Here is a 15542-nt window from a genome sequence, read left to right as displayed (position 1 = left end):
TAGCGGTCGTGTCGGCGCTGGCGGGCGGTACGTTCACCCCGGCAGGGGCGGCGAATCCGACCGTCGGAAAGTATGTGGCGCTGGGGGATTCGTACGCCGCGGTGGGTACGCTGACGACCGTCGACGGTCGGATCCCCGGCTGTGTGCGGGCCGCGGACAGCTATCCCGCGGTGCTGGCGCGGACCCTGGGCGTGGGGGAGTTCGTGAATGCCAGCTGTGCCAGCGCCACGACGGAGAATCTGCTCGGTGCGCAGGTGACTCCGGCGGGGGTGAATCCGCCGCAGTTGGACGCGCTGACGCCCGATACCGATCTGGTGACCATCACCATCGGCGGCAACGACTTCGGCGCGCTCGATCTGGCCGCTCGTTGCGGGACGCTCGCGCTCGCCGATCCGACCGGTGCGCCCTGCCGGAATTCACTCGAGCAGGGCGGTCAGTTCGATACCCGAATAGCCGCCACCGAGGCCAAATTGGAGCGGGTCTACGACGAGATCCGCGCCCGCGCCCCGCACGCCGTCCTCGTCGCCGTGGGCTACCTGCGCGCATTGCCCCCGGTGGGCACCTGCCGCTGGCAGATGCCGGTCGCCGACGGCGACGCGGTGTACTTCAACCAGATGTGGGACCGCTACACCATCGTCGCCCGCGACCAAATCGCCGCGCGCGGAGCCCTGTTCGCCGATGTGGGCTCGGTACTCGGCCACGACGCCTGTCAGCCACCGGAAACCCGCTGGGTCGAACCGGGCCTGAGCGCCCGCCCCTACCTCGTGGCGCACCCGAACGCGGCCGGACAAGCGTACGTCGCCGGTGCGATCGCCGACCTGCTGCGCCGCTGAGCGACCACGGCCCGCGATCCGGTTGGCCGCGTCGCTGCGTGATCAGGGCCGGCAACTCGATCCGGTAGACGGGCTGGGGCTCAGGATCCGCAGTTCGGGCGTGGGGCGGTGGTGAGGGCGTTGGTTGTATCGAGTTGGGGGACAGTTGGTATCGGGCCGTGGCCCCACCAATTGCCTCGGGCGGTGACGGGGATGCCCGCGAGTTCGATCGGGCCGCTCGTGGTGGACAGGCAGTTGAGACCCGGGCTGGCCAGGGCGCCGCCGCCCAGATCGAGCGCGGCGTCGGCGATGACGCCGCCGCGATTGCTCGCCTGTAGCACGGATCGACGGGTGTTGAGCAGGGTGGTGCGGGCCAGGCCGCCGCGCAGGACCGCGGTGTCGCCCACATTGATCAGATTCAGCCCGTGGGCGGCCGTGCCGTCGACGATCGTATCGGCGAAGTCGAAGGTCAGCTCGGCGGTGGCCGGTTGCGGGCCCAGGGGTGTGAAGGCCAGCAGGCCGATGCCGTCGGCGCTGCAATCGCCGAAGACCGAATTCGCGACGTCGAGACGGGTGTGGCTGTCGCGGCCGAAATTCGTGGTGACCAGGCAGGTGCCGAGATTGGCCGGAACCAGCGGGCTCAGGGGCGCGCCGGGGAAACTGGAGTGCTGGGCACGAACATTGTTCAGCGACAACGACTGTCGCGCGCCCGCGGTGCTCAGATTGTAGTTCTCGATCAGGTCGCCGACGACGGTGTCGAAACTGGAATCGGTGACCGTCACCCGGCTGACGGGACTGCCGCTGGTCGTCGCGTACTCGAGGCCGTTGGCGGAGAAATTGCCCCCGCCGCCCCGAAAGGTGTTGCCGGAGACCGTGACCGACAGGTCGGCCCGCCCGAGCGGATTGATGAACACCCCTTCGCTGTCGGCGATGTTGTTGACCGGCGAGCTCGCCGGTGAGGCGATATCGAGCTGGGTATTGCCGTCCAGTGTCGCGACCAGCCGGGCCGTATCGGTGGCCTGCACGCCCATGGCCAGCACCGACAGTTTGCCCACGCCCAGATTGATATCGCGGACGGTATTGCCGCTGACCCGCGCGGTGATATCGCTGGTCCCCGCGCCGCGAATATCGATCCCGTCGCCGCAGGCGGTGTCGTGCACGTGATTGTTCGTGATGGTGACCGTGCCGGTGGCCGCCGCGAAATCGGTCATGACGGCCGCCCAGCCGTTGTCGAGGGTCAGCAGATCCGGCATCGGCGGCATCGCGACGCCCACCGCGATACCCGGCGGCACCATGAACGGACCGATCATGAACCCGTCCGAGCAACCCGAATTCGTCCCCGCCACATCGTTTCCGGTGACCACCGCGTCCACCGCGTCGCGGCCGTAGATACCACCGCGGCGCGCACCGGCGACCGCCACATTGCGGACCTCGCTGCGGGAGGCGAGCACGATCGCGTCGCCGTTCTGCGCCCCGGTGGTGTTGGTGATGCGCGGCAGCGCGACCCCGCCCGGTGCGCCCGGTACCGCCGGTCCGTCGCCGATCAGGCGCTGACCGGGTTTGAGCGCGATGCCGCCGTCCAGCGCGGCGGCGGCCGGAGCGACCATGATCGTGTCACCGTCGCGCGAGGCGGCCTGCACCTGGGCCAGCGTGGCGAAGGGCGCCCGCGCGGTGCCGTCACCGCCCGGGGCGGCGGCCGCGTCGACGTACCAGATCGTCGAATCCGGTTGTGCCGCGGCCGGTCCGGCGGCGCACGCGGCCGCGGCCAGTAGTACGGCCGACCACAGGAGACGCTGGCGGTACATCACAGCGTCTTGATGAATCGGGCGAGCAGCTCGCCGCTGTAATCGGGCAGCCCGTCGTTCTGGACGGCCGCCGCGCCGATCGTATCGACGTGGTTGTAGCCCGGTAGTGTGACGACCTGTGCCGTCGCGGGCACCGGGAAGAAGCTGCCGGTGCTGGAGCCGATCGCGCTGTCACCGGCCCACGCGACGAAATTCGGCTTGATACGGCTCATTCCGTGATAACGCAGGCCGGACATCTCGCCGCTGCGCGCACCGCCGTAACCGGCGCCGATGTCGATGGTGAGCCGCAGCGGGAAGTAGGTCTCCCAGTAGCCGCCGGGGGAGCCGTTGGCCAATTGCCGTGCGGCGTCGCGGATGTCGGCGACCTCGTGGTTGGGTGAGGTGTAGGGGACGCCGCGCACATCGTCGTAGTTGCGCCAGGTGTAGAGCGCGGTGCGGTCGGTGGGGAAGACCCGCTTCTGCGGTCCCGCGCTGAAACGCAGGAAATTGCCGAACAGCGGAAGTTGGGTCAGCTCACCGGGATTCGGAAAGGTCTTCTCCTGTACCGGCCCACCCGACAGCGCGCCCACGCCCTGCTGCAGCAGTTCGAAGTTGTCGGAGTTGTTGTCCAGCAGCATGCCCAGCAGCGCGGTATTGGTGAAGCGGTAGTCGCGGATCGAACCCTCGCCATTGGCGCCGTTGCTGGCGAAGGAGGCCCAGCTGGGGGCAAGCAGATAGTTCAGGGTCGATTCGATGTCGAAATCGCGCGGCAGGTGGGCCAGCAGCTGGCTCTCGCCATCGGGGTCCAGATGCGCCGCGAGCCCGGCCAGGCGGAAGATCATGAACGAGCGAGCGCCGAGAATCGGGGTGGCGCCGAACACCCGCGGCATGACACCGCCCCGGAATCCGGCCTGCACCAGCGAATTGGTCGGCCCGACGATGGCATTGGTGATGTCGTGCAGCAGCGGCGTGTTCTGAATCGCCACCGGATCCGAGGACACCATCGAATCCTGGGAGGCGAAGGCCGCGCACTGATCCGCGCCGGGGCGGCCGTCGAAATCCCAGTCGGAGAAGAAGCCGGTCACCAACCCGCCCAGCGAGATTCCGGTGCAGACGTATTTGCCCGCCCGCGCCGCCTGATCGGGGATCTCGTGCAGCATGACCTCGTACTGGTCGCGCACGACCCGCTCGAGTCCCATGACGTCCAGTACCGGCAGCTGTTCGGAGGTCTTGAAGCCGGCGAACACCTGTCCGTCGATCGGTTTGCCGTTGTAGTAGTAGTCGACCGCGTCGAGATAGTTGCCGGTGCGCAGCGCGTAGTCGAAGCCGCGGGTCTCGTCCAGACAGCCGCTACGCCGGGCCATGGCCCAGAATTCGATCTTCTGACCCATCGCCCGCGCCGAATGCACCGTGTTGTAGGCGACGCTGTCGGAGTTCACCGCGCCGCCGAACATGCCCTGCTGCTGCACCACGACATGTTCGGCGTCCGCGGAATTCCGCGGGCCGTCGACGGGACGGTAGCGCAGGAAACCCACCCGGTCGCATTCCGCCGAATGCGCGGGGGCATTCGCGGGCAGCGGCAGTGCGAAATTCACATACGAGGTGACGATGCCGTCCCGCGTCGAGAGCTCCTGCTCCTGCCGATCCGAGGCAGCGCTGATCGGACCGGGATCGGCCGCGGCCATCGGCAACTGCGCGGCCGCGGCCCCGAACGCGGCGGACACGGCCAGCGCCAAGGCATTTCGCCACCGCCGCATCGGGTGACCCACATCACTCATGGCCAGCACACTGCCAGTGTTATGGCTATCGAACCACGTGAGATTTTCCGAATGTCACCAACCGGAATGCAGCACAATCACAATCGAGGGCCCGCGGACGGGTTCAGTGGCCACGCTGTTCGTGCAGCGACAACCCCTCGGCGGCCTTCACCCGCCGATGTTCGAGCAACAACCACGCGAAGCCGCCGATCAATGTGGCCGCGCAGATGATGCCAGCCACGATCGCCCAGCCGGTGAAGCCGTAGCCCGCCGCGGTGAGCGCGCATGCCAGCGCGACCAGGCCGATCGCGCACAGCACGATGCCCGGAATGTTGTAGCCGTCCTCGATGCCCTCACCCGCGTGATTGCGGGTGTGTCGCGCACTGTCGGGGAAGCTGCCCCGGATCTCGTTGGTCTCGGCCATCGTGCACCTCCCTTGTCGGTTCCTGCTCCGGCAGTACCCGCGATCGCGGCCGCGAATCCCGCTTCGATGTAGCGGCGATCACGGAAGATGCCGGATCGGAGGCTGTTCGGTCACAAGCGGTCTTCGAATTCGAATCCGGCCTCTGACCAGGCATAAGCTGGCGGTATGACCTCGCCGAAGCCGGAAGTGGAGCGGGTGGAGGTTGCCGCGCTGACGAGTCTGTACGAGGCCGAGCGCACCGATCAGCAGATGCATATGAACGTGTCGCTGGCGCTGATCGCCGGGGCGGTCGCCTATCTGGGCGTGGTCGCGGCGCAATTCCACGAGCTGAAGCAGTCCTATGTGTTCGCCGTGCTCATACCGTTCCCGCTGTGGATGGTGGCCGCCTTCCACGTGCTGTTGATCGCGACCATCGTCACCCGCAACAAGTCCATCCGAATCCTGGAGATGCGGTTGTATGCCGCGACCCGGCTCGCCGCGTCGGGGGTGACGGTCGATCAGATCGGCCGCGAGCGGGCGCGCAAGGTCACCGACTTCCGGGATCAGCCGTGGCAGTTGAAGTCTCAGACGCTGGTGACCTACGGCGGAATCGGGCTGACCCTGGTGAGCGTCACCTCCTACTGCCTGTGGAACGCCCAGCTCGTGCGCGGCTGGACGGTTCCGGTCATGCTGAGCGTGCCGTGCTATCTGCTGCTGGGGGCGCTGCTGGCGCTGGCGTGGCGGACTGCGACGACCGCGAAGGGGTGATCGAGATTGTTTGCCCCTATTAGTAACTACCGGTTGCATGCTGTCCGGTCGATTTTCCCGCCACCGCTTCGGGTTTGGTGTCTCATAGACTGACGGAGATCGCGACAGAGCGTGAGTCTTCGTGTACCGCAGTTGATTACAGATTCGATCGAGCGTGCATCAGTTGGCCCTGGGTGCGCTCTGCCGGATCGCGTTCCAAAGGCGTTGATCACCATGCGAATTCCGCGTTCGAGATATCCCATTGCCTTATCGGCCTGTGCCGTGGCGCTGTCGCTGTTGTCGGTCACGCCGGCGACGGCCGGGCCGGAGGGAGCCGCCCCGGCCCCGGGAGCCGCCTTCGGCTTCACGCCCGGTTCCGACGGCCTGGGCGACCCCTACTATCCCAAGGACGGCAACGGCGGCTACGACGTTCAGCACTACGACGTCGCCATCGACTACAACCCGTCCAGCCGCGCGCTGACCGGTAAGACCACCATCACCGCCCAGGCGACCCAGAGCCTGAGCGCCTTCGATCTCGACTACGCGGGACCGGCGGTCAAATCCGTGTCGGTCAACGGTCAGAAGGCGCAGTTCAAGAAGTCCGGCGAACACGAATTGGTGATCACCCCGAGCGTGGGCGTGGTCATGGGCACGCCGCTCGTGGTCATCGTCGACTACTCCGGGACCATGTCCGACACCTCCGGCAACGGCTGGACCCTCTCGCCCAGCGGCGGCGCCTTCGCCGCGGGCGAACCGCATTCGGCCACCACCTGGTACCCGCTCAACGACACGCCGCTGGACAAGGCGACCTTCACCTTGCACGCGACCGTGCCCACGGGCTGGGACGTCGCCTCCAACGGCGTGCGGACCTCCGACACCCCGGGCGGATCGAACAAGCACACCGTGACCTGGGAGGAGAAGACCCCGATCATCGGTTACCTCACCACGGTCGCCATCGACAAGTTCACCCGGCTCGAGCAGAAGCGTTCCAACGGAACGTCTTTGGAGAGCTTCTTCGCCCCCGGCGCTGCCGGGCAGAAGCAGTCGCTCGAGAAGAATCTGCCGAAGGTCCTCGATTTCGAGGAGCAGCTGTACGGCCCGTATCCGCTGGATTCGGGCGGTGGCATCTACGTCGACACCAATCTGCAGTTCTCGCTCGAGACCCAGACCCGGCCGATCTACGCGCCCTGGACGGACTTGAACACCCTGGTGCACGAGAACGCCCATCAGTGGTGGGGCGATGCGATGTCGGTGCAGCAGTGGAAGGACGTGTGCCTCAACGAATGCTTCGCCAGTTTCACCGCCGACATCATGTACCCGGAGCGGGTGCAGGGTGCGAATCCGGATCAGATCTACCGGCGGGCGCTGGCGACCGCGGATCAGCGCGGTATCTGGGCGACTCCGCTGTACGACCCCGGAGTAGGTAAGGAGTTCACCACCGTCTACACCCGTGGCCCGCTGTTCCTGCACGCTCTGCGGCGCAGCATCGGTGACAATGTGTTCTTCCCGGCGGTCAAGGAATTCGTGCAGAGCCACCGCAACGGCAATGCCTCGATTCCGGAGTTCCGCAAGTTCATCCAGTCCAAGACCACCAACGATCTGACCGGATTCTTCGACGCCTGGCTCAACGGCCGCAAGCGTCCGGCCGATCAGTACCTGTACCCGGGCCCGCTGCATCCGAGCGCGCCCACGGCCGCGCCCGAACAGCGCGACGCCCAGCCCGATTGGCCGTTCGGCCAGGGCGATCGGAAGTGATCGCGCGGTAGCGGCAGCGGCCCCGAGGACCGGCGAGGTGAACTCGCCGGTCCTCGTCGGTTTTATCGATGCGGCCGTGGGGTATCCCACGCCGCCGTCCATCGCTCGGATCCGGATTCGGAGTTGGGATTGTGACCTTCGGCCTTTCCGTCGGTCCTCACCTTCGGTGACCTTCGGCGTGCTGTCACCGCGAGATCGCGGGTGAGACTGGAGCCGCACGCACCCGAACGGAAAGGAAATCCCATGCCTGGCGTGTATCCCAGCGACGAAACAATCAGGGTCGCAATCGGTTTGGCCCAGCGCGCCCCGTCGGTGCACAATTCGCAGCCGTGGCGCTGGCGGGCCGGTGGCGAATTGCAGGATCTGCACGCCGATCCCGCGGCATCGGACCGCGACCGATCCGCAACGGCGGTCCCTGGTGCTCAGTTGCGGTGTGGCCCTGCATCATCTGCGCGTCGCGCTGGCCACACTCGGTTGGGGGGCCGAGGTCGATCAGCTGCCGAATCCGAGCGATCCCGATCATCTGGTCCGGCCGCGGCTGAGCCCGCGGCGACCCACCGGCATCGATACAGGGCCGACCGCGGCGATGATGCATCGGCGCAGCGATCGGCGTCGATTCGGTGCGCGAGCAGATGCGTGAAATCGTCTGCGGCGGAAGCTATCCGCAGGCGATGGTCCGCGTGGGCGTGCCGACGGGCGGCGCGCCGCTGCCGGAGACGCCGCGTCGTCGTCGCGAGGATGTGGTGCGGGTCTAGGGCTTGCGTGCGACCGTTCGTTCGCGAGGTACGAGGACGGCCAGCAGGGCCACGACGGTCGCGCCGCCGAACAGGTACAGGCCCCACGTGCCGGTGAGCAGGTGGCGATAGTCGGTGCGCAATTGATGATCGAAGCGCTCGTCGAGCCGCCAGGCGAGCACGGCGAGCGCCGCGATCGCGGCCAGTACGCCCAGCCAGCCCAGCAGGCGCGAGCCGAACAGCGCCGCCAGCAGCACCACCGCGGCGATGCCGAGCAGGACCACCGCGAGGGAGATCTGGAACGAGACCGATTGGCCCGCGAGCTGATCGAGGGTGCGGTCGGTGGCCACGCCGTCGCGCAGGTCGGCCAGTCGCACGTGCCGGGCCTCGAGCGAGCCGACCAGCGGCCCGAACGCGCCGACGGCCATGACGATGGCGCAGGCGAACAGCACCAGGTGTACGAAAGTGCGCATACACCCCACGGTATTGCGCAATGCGGGAGATGCCACGCCTTTACGGGGGACGTGCCGATGAAATCTCGGCGAGTGTTCGACTTTCGCCCACGATTACTACAGTTGATGTAGTAGTTTCGGGGCGATGGACGTCTCACCCGCCGAGGCCGCCGCACCCGATCCGGTCGCGGCGACCTTCGATCTGCTCGGCGATCGCCTGACGCTGACCATCCTGCGGCACACCTTCGTTCATCACGCGCGGCGGTTCGGCCAGTGGGGCGAGCGCACGGGCGCGCCCCCGGCGGTATTGAGCGCGCGATTGAGCGCTCTGGTGGAGGCCGGGGTGCTCACCCGCGCCGACGGGGAGTACCGGCTCACCGAGTTGGGCCTGGCGACCTGGGAAATCCTGGTGTGCGTCTGGTCCTGGCAGCGGGAATGGACCGCCGAGGGCGCGGTACTGCCCGAACTGGTGCACATCGGCTGCGACCACCGCGGGCCGCCGGTGCCGATGTGCCGGGCGTGCGGGCGGGCGGTCACCGCCCACGACACCGCCGTCGAGCTGGCGCCGGACGCACTGTGGCGGCTGGCCTCCGGGCGGCGGCGCTCGGCGCGGTCGATCGAACCGGGCGCGGGTGACGCGCGATTCGACCAGATCATGGAGGCGATCGGGGACCGCTGGAGCGCCGTGGTCACCGGCCTGGCGCTGGCGGGGGTGCGCAGATTCGGCGAATTCCGTGCGGCGCTGCATATTTCGCCGACCACGCTGACCGAGCGGCTGACCCGGTTGTGCGCGGCCGACATTCTGCACCGGCCCGCGACGCGGGAATATCGACTGACCCCGCGCGGGCGGGGGCTGTTCGGGGTGTTCGTCTTCCTGCTGGCGTGGGCGCGACGGGCGTATCCGGACGGGCCGGAGTCGGGACTGCGGATCCGGCACGGTGCGTGCGGGCAGCCGCTGGATCCGGCGCTGCGCTGTCGCGGCTGCGATGCGACCTTGGCGCGCACCGATATTCGTTTCGATCCGGCTCCCGGGGCGGCACGGCCGTCCCTTGACAGCGTCGGCTGAGACGCGTATCACTTCATTAAATGTAGTTGAGCGGGGAGTTGTGGCCATGACGCTGAAGGAAGAACTCATCGCACCGGCGGCCGAGGCGCTGACCAATCCGTATCTGGAGGGTATGTACGCGCCGCAGCCCGACGAGATCACCGCCACCGATCTGCCGGTGCTGGCCGGAGAGCTGCCCGCGGATCTCGACGGGGTCTATGTGCGCAACGGGCCCAATCCGCAGTTCTCGCCGCTGGGCCGGTACCACTGGTTCGACGGTGACGGCATGTTGCACGCGGTGCATTTCGAGAACGGCCGGGCGACGTACCGCAATCGCTATATTCGGACCGGCGAATTCGAGGCCGAGCGGGCGGCGGGTGCGGCACTGTGGCGCGGGGTGATCGAACCGTGGGATACCAATCCGCCAGGGGATCGGCGGGAACGCAACTCCGCCAATACCGATGTGATCTTCCATCACGGCAATCTGCTGGCGCTGTGGTATCGCGCGGGCAAGCCCTACGCGGTGGATCCGATCAGTCTCGAGACGCGCGGGGTGGATTCGTTCGGCGGCACGCTGCCCGGCGAGGTGTCCGCACACGCCAAGGTCGATGAGCGGACCGAGGAATTCGTCTTCTTCGACTACGGCATCCACGCGCCCTATCTGCGCTACGGCGTGGCGGATCCGTCCGGCACGGTCACCCACTACACCGGGATCGAGCTGCCCGGTCCGCGTCTGCCGCACGATATGGCGATCACCGAGAACTATTCGATCCTCATGGATCTGCCGCTGTACAACGATCCGCGGGCCGCGGCGGCCGGGCGATTCAAACTGTTCTTCGATCGCGAATTGCCCAGTCGCTTCGCGATTCTGCCGCGGCGCGGCGACGGTGCGCGGGTGCGCTGGTTCGAGGCGAAGCCGGGCTATATCTATCACACCGTCAACGCGTGGGAGGAGGGTGACGAGATCGTCATGATCGCGTGCCGGGTGTCGCGGCCCAGTCCGGTCTCCGATCGCGCCCATCCGCTGGCGCAGTTGCTGGCGTATCTGCGGCCCGAGGCGACGCTGTATCGGTATCGGTTCGATCTGCGTACCGGCGCGACCGTCGAGGAGGCGCTCGACGATGTGAATACCGAATTCCCGGCCATCGATCAGAGCGTCACCGGTCGCCGCGGGCGGTGGGCGTATCAGATGCGGCTGTCGGTGGACCGGACCATGCTGTTCGACGCGGTGGTGAAATACGACGTCCTCACCGGCGCGAAACACACTCAGCCGTTCGGCGACGGCATATTCGGCAGCGAGCTGACCGTGGTGCCCCGGCCCGGCGCGAGCGCCGAGGACGACGCGTGGCTGACCATGTTCGCCTACAACAGCCATACCGATCTGGCCGAGGTGTGGATCTACGACGCCGCGGATCCGAGCACCGGCCCGATCTGCCGCCTGGGCGTTCCGGCCCGGGTCCCCTTGGGATTTCACGCGACCTGGGTCAGCGGCGAGCGAATGCGCGCGGCGGCGCGACCGGCGGCCTGACCCGTGCCCCGTTCGAGTGTGAGCCTGCCCTTCTGGCAGGACCGCGATCCGATGGAAGCGCTGCGGGTCGCCGCAGCCGCCGACGACCTCGGCTACGACCGGTTGTGGGTGGGCGAAATGGCGACCTTCGACGCCTTCGCCCTGGCCACCGCGATCGGACGGGAGCCCGGGCGAATCCCGTTGTGCGTCGGGCCGCTCGCGGTGGATGTGCGCACGCCGGCCGGTATCGCCATCGGCGTCGCGAGTGTGGCCGCGTTGACCGGCCGCCGGGTCGACATCGCCCTGGGCAGCTCCAGCACGGTCGTGGTGCGGGATTGGCACGGGCGCGAAAGGCGGCGTACGGCACAGCATCTGGCGGAATCGGCCCGAATAGTGCGGGACCTCCTCGCCGGGCGCAAGGCCGACTTCGACGGCGCGATCGAACACACCCACGGCTACCGTCTGCGCCTACCCGCCCCGCGTACCGAAATCGTCATGGCGGCCTTCGGCCCTCGAACCCTCGCCGCGGCCGCCCACACCGCCGACCGAGTCGTGCTCAACTTGCTCACGCCACAACAGCTCTCGCGCTGTGTCGAACAGATTCGCGCATCGGCTCCGGCGTCGGGCGATGAGCCGCGGATCTCGACCGGCGAGGGAAGTCGTCCGCGCGCCGCTGCCGAGCGAGATCCTCGGTCCACCATGGGAACCCGTGGTGGTGCGGAGCGGGTGGGGCCGCCGGTATCGGTGTGGGTTACCGCGGCCCTCGATCCCACGGCCCAGCAGTGGGCTACTGCGCGGCGCGGTGTGATCGGGTATCTGCGAGCGCCCGGGTACGACGCCATGTTCGCCGAGGCGGGTTTCGGTGAGCTCGTGAGCGCGGCACATGCCGGTGCTCATCCGCGCGAGCTGTTCGCGGCAATGCCCGATGAACTGCTCACTGCCGTAGGGATTTTCGGTGACGAGGCGGCGATGGCCGACAGGCTGGCCGCCTACTATCGCGCGGGCGCCGACGAGGTGGTCATCGTGCCGGTGACCACCGCCGATGATCCCGGCGCACGCCGCACCCTGTCCGCGCTGAAGCGGATCCGGGAGCGTCTGGAATCAACTGTCGCACAACAGGTGTGAGCACCGAGGCGGAGGTACCCCATGCCGACCTGTCATCCCGAATCCACTGTCCGGCACTACCGCGACCGAGGCTGGTGGGGCCCCGAAACGCTGCCTCTGCTGCTACGCGAACGAGTGGCGGCCACGCCCGACGCCCCCGCCATCACCGATCCCCCCAACCTCACAGAGCTGACCGGCGCAACACCCCGAACCCTCACCTGGCGCGAATTCGACGACTACAGCACCGATCTCGCGGCCCAACTCCTCACCCACCGAATAGGCCAGGGCGACACCATAGCCGTCCAACTCCCGAACTCGATCAACCAGGTAGCCCTCTACTGCGCCCTGTGGCGAATAGGCGCAATAGCCACCCCCATGCCCACCTCCTACCGCCGCCACGAACTCTCCACCATCCTCACCGCAACCAACGCAGCCGCCATAATCACCGTCGGCACCTTCTCCGACCGCCACCCAGCCGCCGAAGCATTGGAGCTAGTGGGCCCCCAACCTCCCCGCCCCGCCCCACATGCTCCCACCTCCGGCGCGAGAGTCTCCGGCCAGAACTGCGGACGCCCCGCCCGGGACCCAGAGCGCTCCGGCGCGAATTCGCAAGTTCGCGGCGCGGGTTCGTATGATCTTGACCGGGGCTGGCAAGGGCTCGGTCCGGATCCGCGAGGTCGCGGCGCGGGTTCGTATGGTCTCGACCGGGACTTGCAAGGGCCCGGCCTGGACTCGCAAGGGCCTGGTGTGGCCTCACAATTTCCCCGCCCGAGCGAAGCGAGGGCTGGGGTGGGGGTGCTGGTGTTTGCGTTTGGGCCTGGGGTTCCGGATGGGGTTGTGGAGCTGGGGGGTTCGTTGGTGGGGGATCGGAAGGTGGTGCGGGACTATGAAGCCGAGCTCGTTACCACTGTGAATGATCGGGTGACGGTTTGTTGGACCAGTGGGACCGAGGCCGCGCCGAAGGGGGTGCCTCGGTGTCATGGGGACTGGCTGGCTGTGGGGCGGGGGGTGCGGGATGCGTTGGGGGTGACGTCGGAGTCGGTGATTCTCAATCCCTTTCCGTTGGTGAATATGGCGGGGTTTGCGGCCGCGCTGTTGCCGTGGCTGTTGGCGGGTGGGCATTTGGTGCAGCATCAGCCGTTCGATCTGGCGGTATTCCTCGGTCAGCTCGCGCGGCATCGGGCCACGCACACCACCATGGCTCCGGCGCTGCTGACCATGCTGCTGAACAACGAGGGGCTGCGTGCGGCGGCGGATCTGTCGTCGCTGCGGCGGGTGGGGTCGGGGGGTGCGCCGCTGCCGCCGGTGGTGGTGCGGCGGTGGCAGGAGGAGTTGGGGATCGAGGTGGTGAACTTCTTCGGCTCCAATGAGGGAGTGTGCCTGCTGGGTTCGCCCGTGGACTTTCCCGATCCCACCCTGCGCGCCCAGCATCTACCGCGCTACGGGACCCCGGGCGTGCGGTGGTCCACCGGATTGGCCGACAGCACCGAGGTGCGACTCGTCGATACCGTGACGGGCGAGCAGGTCACCGAACCCGGCGGGCGCGGCGAACTGCGGTTGCGCGGACCCGCCGTATTCGGCGGCTATCTCCCGGGTACGGCCGCTGCGGATCCCTTCGATGCCGACGGATTCCTGTGCAGCGGTGATGTTTTCGAGATCTGCGGGCCCGACGGCCGATATCTGCGCTTCGTAGATCGGGTCAAGGAGATCATCATCCGCGGCGGCATGAATATCGCGCCCGCGGAGATCGAGGCGCTGCTGGCCGATCGGCCCGGTGTGGCGGAGGTCGCCATCGTCGGCTACCCGGATCCCGTACTGGGCGAGCGGTGCTGTGCGTTCGTCGCACCCGCCCCGGGTGCGACGGTGACGCTGGAGGATCTCGTCGCGTGGCTGCGCGCCCGAGATGTGGCCTCGTTCAAACTGCCCGAGCGGATCGAGATCGTCGAGGCGCTGCCGCGCAATCCGGTCGGCAAACTGCTGCGCCGCGAATTGCGGCAGCGAATCCAATGAGGAGTGGCAATGTCGGTACACATTCTCGGCGGCGGCCAGAGCGATTTCGCCGTCAACTGGCATAGGGCCGGACTCGGCTTCGACGCGCTGATCGGTGAGATCATCACGCGGGCAACCGAATCCGCCCGCGTAGAGCTCGACGAGATCGAGGTCGTGCACGTCGGCAACGCCTTCGGTCAGCTGTTCACCGGACAGGGGCACCTCGGCGGCATGCCCGCGACCGTCGCGCCGGGGCTGTGGGGCGTCCCGGCCGCACGGCACGAAGCCGCCTGCGCCTCCGGCAGTATGGCCGCACTGGCCGCCATGGCAGAACTCGAGGCCGGACGCTACGACTGCGCGCTGGTGATCGGCGCGGAACTCGAGAAGACCGTGCCCGGCGCGCAGGCCGCCCGCCACATGGGCGCGGCCGCCTGGGCGGGACATGAGGCCACCGATACCGATTTCGTCTGGCCGCAACAATTCGCGGCCATCGCCGACGAATACGATCGCCGCTACGGCCTCGACGCCGCACACCTGCGCGCGGTCGGTGAACTGAACATCACCAACGCCCGCGCCAATCCGCTGGCCCAGACTCGGGATTGGGCCTTCACCGCCGACAGCTTCGGCGTCGACGACAGCGTCAATCCGCCGGTCGCCGGGCGGCTGCGCCGACAGGATTGCAGTCAGATGACCGACGGAGCCGCGGCGATCGTTCTGGTATCCGATCGATTCCTCCAGCGCCGCAACGATGTTCGTCGAGCCGAGATCACCGGTTGGGGTCACCGCACGGTCGGGCTGTCGCTCGAACAGAAGTTCCGGGCCAGCGCCGAGGACACACACGTCTTCCCGCACCTGCGCCGAGTCGTCCGCGACGCGCTGGACCGGGCGCGGGTCGGCGACATCATCGACCTCGACGGGGTCGAGGTGCACGACTGCTTCTCCATGTCCGAATACGTCGCCATCGATCACCTCGGCCTGACCGCGCCCGGCGAGAGCTGGAAGGCCATCGAGGCGGGCGATATCGGGCGCGGCGGCCGGCTGCCGATCAATCCGGGGGGCGGTCTGATCGGGATCGGCCATCCGGTCGGCGCGACCGGGGTGCGCATGCTGCTCGACGCCTACAAACAGGTGACCGATCAGGCGGGGGAGTATCAGATCCCCGGCGCTCGCCGCTTCGGAACGCTCAATATCGGCGGAAGTACTACCACCGCAGCGGCTTTCGTAGTCGAAGCCGCCTAGCGACGCGGCCTTTTGACCTTGTTGACGCTGCTGCTCGCGGTCCCCGTCACCGTACCCAGCACGATCACCACGATTATCACGGTGAAGAACTCCAGCGACGCCCACAGCGGCGGTTCGGCGACCGCCTCCACCGATCCGGCGACCGCGGCGACCGGTGGATAGAGCGGCGGCGGCACCGGCACGGGCGGACCGGGCGGCGCGGGCGCGGCCGGGG

The 15542-nt window shown here is 67.9% G+C and carries 14 protein-coding genes and 1 pseudogene; 10 read left to right on the top strand and 5 right to left on the bottom strand.

Annotated elements, in window-relative coordinates:
* Window positions 1-8 precede the first annotated feature (8 nt).
* Window positions 9-833 carry an SGNH/GDSL hydrolase family protein gene (locus NP4_RS38690; protein WP_169813867.1) on the top strand — a complete coding sequence of 275 codons (825 nt, stop codon included), beginning with the start codon at window positions 9-11 and terminating at the stop codon, window positions 831-833.
* A gap of 80 nt (window positions 834-913) precedes the next feature.
* Here the strand turns inward: NP4_RS38690 and NP4_RS38685 are convergent, their stop codons facing one another.
* From NP4_RS38685 to NP4_RS38675, 3 genes are all read right to left on the bottom strand, one after another.
* Entirely contained in the window at window positions 914-2617 is a 1704-nt protein-coding gene (locus tag NP4_RS38685; protein WP_068009380.1) for a hypothetical protein, read from the bottom strand.
* Window positions 2617-4374 carry a hypothetical protein gene (locus NP4_RS38680; RefSeq protein ID WP_068009378.1) on the bottom strand — a complete coding sequence of 586 codons (1758 nt, stop codon included), beginning with the start codon at window positions 4372-4374 and terminating at the stop codon, window positions 2617-2619. The genes NP4_RS38685 and NP4_RS38680 overlap by 1 nt, the downstream gene beginning before the upstream one ends.
* Before the next feature lie 103 nt (window positions 4375-4477).
* Window positions 4478-4777 (bottom strand): hypothetical protein, encoded by a 300-nt coding sequence (locus tag NP4_RS38675; protein ID WP_068009374.1) that lies wholly within the window; start codon window positions 4775-4777, stop codon window positions 4478-4480.
* Between the two features lie 165 nt (window positions 4778-4942).
* Between NP4_RS38675 and NP4_RS38670 the strand changes: the two genes are divergently transcribed.
* The 4 genes from NP4_RS38670 to NP4_RS43060 all read left to right on the top strand — a co-directional run bounded on the left by NP4_RS38670 (window position 4943) and on the right by NP4_RS43060 (window position 8013).
* Window positions 4943-5524, top strand: coding sequence for a hypothetical protein (locus tag NP4_RS38670; RefSeq protein WP_068009370.1), 582 nt, complete (start codon window positions 4943-4945; stop codon window positions 5522-5524).
* 213 nt (window positions 5525-5737) lie between these two features.
* Window positions 5738-7258: a M1 family metallopeptidase gene (locus tag NP4_RS38665; RefSeq protein ID WP_068009367.1), complete on the top strand. Its 1521-nt coding sequence runs from the start codon at window positions 5738-5740 to the stop codon at window positions 7256-7258.
* 346 nt (window positions 7259-7604) lie between these two features.
* A complete protein-coding gene (locus NP4_RS38660; protein WP_068009363.1) occupies window positions 7605-7898 on the top strand; it encodes a hypothetical protein in 294 nt (97 codons plus the stop codon).
* Entirely contained in the window at window positions 7891-8013 is a 123-nt protein-coding gene (locus NP4_RS43060) for a hypothetical protein (protein WP_255285632.1), read from the top strand. Before NP4_RS38660 ends, NP4_RS43060 begins: the two co-directional genes overlap by 8 nt.
* Here the strand turns inward: NP4_RS43060 and NP4_RS38655 are convergent.
* Window positions 8010-8465, bottom strand: coding sequence for a hypothetical protein (locus NP4_RS38655; RefSeq protein WP_068009360.1), 456 nt, complete (start codon window positions 8463-8465; stop codon window positions 8010-8012). The genes NP4_RS43060 and NP4_RS38655 overlap by 4 nt on opposite strands.
* A 124-nt stretch (window positions 8466-8589) precedes the next feature.
* On the opposite strand from NP4_RS38655, the gene NP4_RS38650 reads away from it, so the two are divergent.
* Genes NP4_RS38650 through NP4_RS38630 form a run of 5 tightly spaced genes read left to right on the top strand, consistent with a single transcriptional unit; the run spans window position 8590 to window position 15328 of the window.
* Window positions 8590-9510, top strand: coding sequence for a winged helix-turn-helix transcriptional regulator (locus NP4_RS38650; RefSeq protein WP_068009357.1), 921 nt, complete (start codon window positions 8590-8592; stop codon window positions 9508-9510).
* Window positions 9511-9556: 46 nt separating this feature from the next.
* Window positions 9557-11017 carry a carotenoid oxygenase family protein gene (locus NP4_RS38645; protein ID WP_068009356.1) on the top strand — a complete coding sequence of 487 codons (1461 nt, stop codon included), beginning with the start codon at window positions 9557-9559 and terminating at the stop codon, window positions 11015-11017.
* An 18-nt stretch (window positions 11018-11035) separates the two neighbouring features.
* A complete protein-coding gene (locus NP4_RS38640) occupies window positions 11036-12121 on the top strand; it encodes an LLM class F420-dependent oxidoreductase (RefSeq protein WP_245997116.1) in 1086 nt (361 codons plus the stop codon).
* 21 nt (window positions 12122-12142) lie between these two features.
* Entirely contained in the window at window positions 12143-14110 is a 1968-nt protein-coding gene (locus NP4_RS43055; RefSeq protein ID WP_245997111.1) for a class I adenylate-forming enzyme family protein, read from the top strand.
* Between the two features lie 9 nt (window positions 14111-14119).
* Window positions 14120-15328, top strand: coding sequence for an acetyl-CoA acetyltransferase (locus NP4_RS38630; protein ID WP_068009355.1), 1209 nt, complete (start codon window positions 14120-14122; stop codon window positions 15326-15328).
* On the opposite strand, the pseudogene NP4_RS41890 reads toward NP4_RS38630, so the two are convergent.
* A pseudogene (locus tag NP4_RS41890) lies at window positions 15325-15542 on the bottom strand (hypothetical protein); the annotation flags it as partial. The gene NP4_RS38630 and the pseudogene NP4_RS41890 overlap by 4 nt on opposite strands.

Source organism: Nocardia pseudobrasiliensis NBRC 108224 (assembly GCF_001613105.1).
GTDB classification, from domain to species: domain Bacteria; phylum Actinomycetota; class Actinomycetes; order Mycobacteriales; family Mycobacteriaceae; genus Nocardia; species Nocardia pseudobrasiliensis.
The sequence above is the reverse complement of the archived record's forward strand: the minus strand, read 5'-3'. Positions and strand labels throughout refer to the sequence as shown.

Bases quoted from the DNA above. Each gene is read 5' to 3' on its own strand.
- NP4_RS38685 (WP_068009380.1), bottom strand. From the start codon at position 2,617: ATGTACCGCCAGCGTCTCCTGTGGTCGGCCGTACTACTGGCCGCGGCC.
- NP4_RS38680 (WP_068009378.1), bottom strand. From the start codon at position 4,374: ATGAGTGATGTGGGTCACCCGATGCGGCGGTGGCGAAATGCCTTGGCG.
- NP4_RS38675 (WP_068009374.1), bottom strand. From the start codon at position 4,777: ATGGCCGAGACCAACGAGATCCGGGGCAGCTTCCCCGACAGTGCGCGA.
- NP4_RS38670 (WP_068009370.1), top strand. From the start codon at position 4,943: ATGACCTCGCCGAAGCCGGAAGTGGAGCGGGTGGAGGTTGCCGCGCTG.
- NP4_RS38665 (WP_068009367.1), top strand. From the start codon at position 5,738: ATGCGAATTCCGCGTTCGAGATATCCCATTGCCTTATCGGCCTGTGCC.
- NP4_RS43060 (WP_255285632.1), top strand. From the start codon at position 7,891: ATGCGTGAAATCGTCTGCGGCGGAAGCTATCCGCAGGCGATGGTCCGC.
- NP4_RS38655 (WP_068009360.1), bottom strand. From the start codon at position 8,465: ATGCGCACTTTCGTACACCTGGTGCTGTTCGCCTGCGCCATCGTCATG.
- NP4_RS38650 (WP_068009357.1), top strand. From the start codon at position 8,590: ATGGACGTCTCACCCGCCGAGGCCGCCGCACCCGATCCGGTCGCGGCG.
- NP4_RS38645 (WP_068009356.1), top strand. From the start codon at position 9,557: ATGACGCTGAAGGAAGAACTCATCGCACCGGCGGCCGAGGCGCTGACC.
- NP4_RS43055 (WP_245997111.1), top strand. From the start codon at position 12,143: ATGCCGACCTGTCATCCCGAATCCACTGTCCGGCACTACCGCGACCGA.
- NP4_RS38630 (WP_068009355.1), top strand. From the start codon at position 14,120: ATGTCGGTACACATTCTCGGCGGCGGCCAGAGCGATTTCGCCGTCAAC.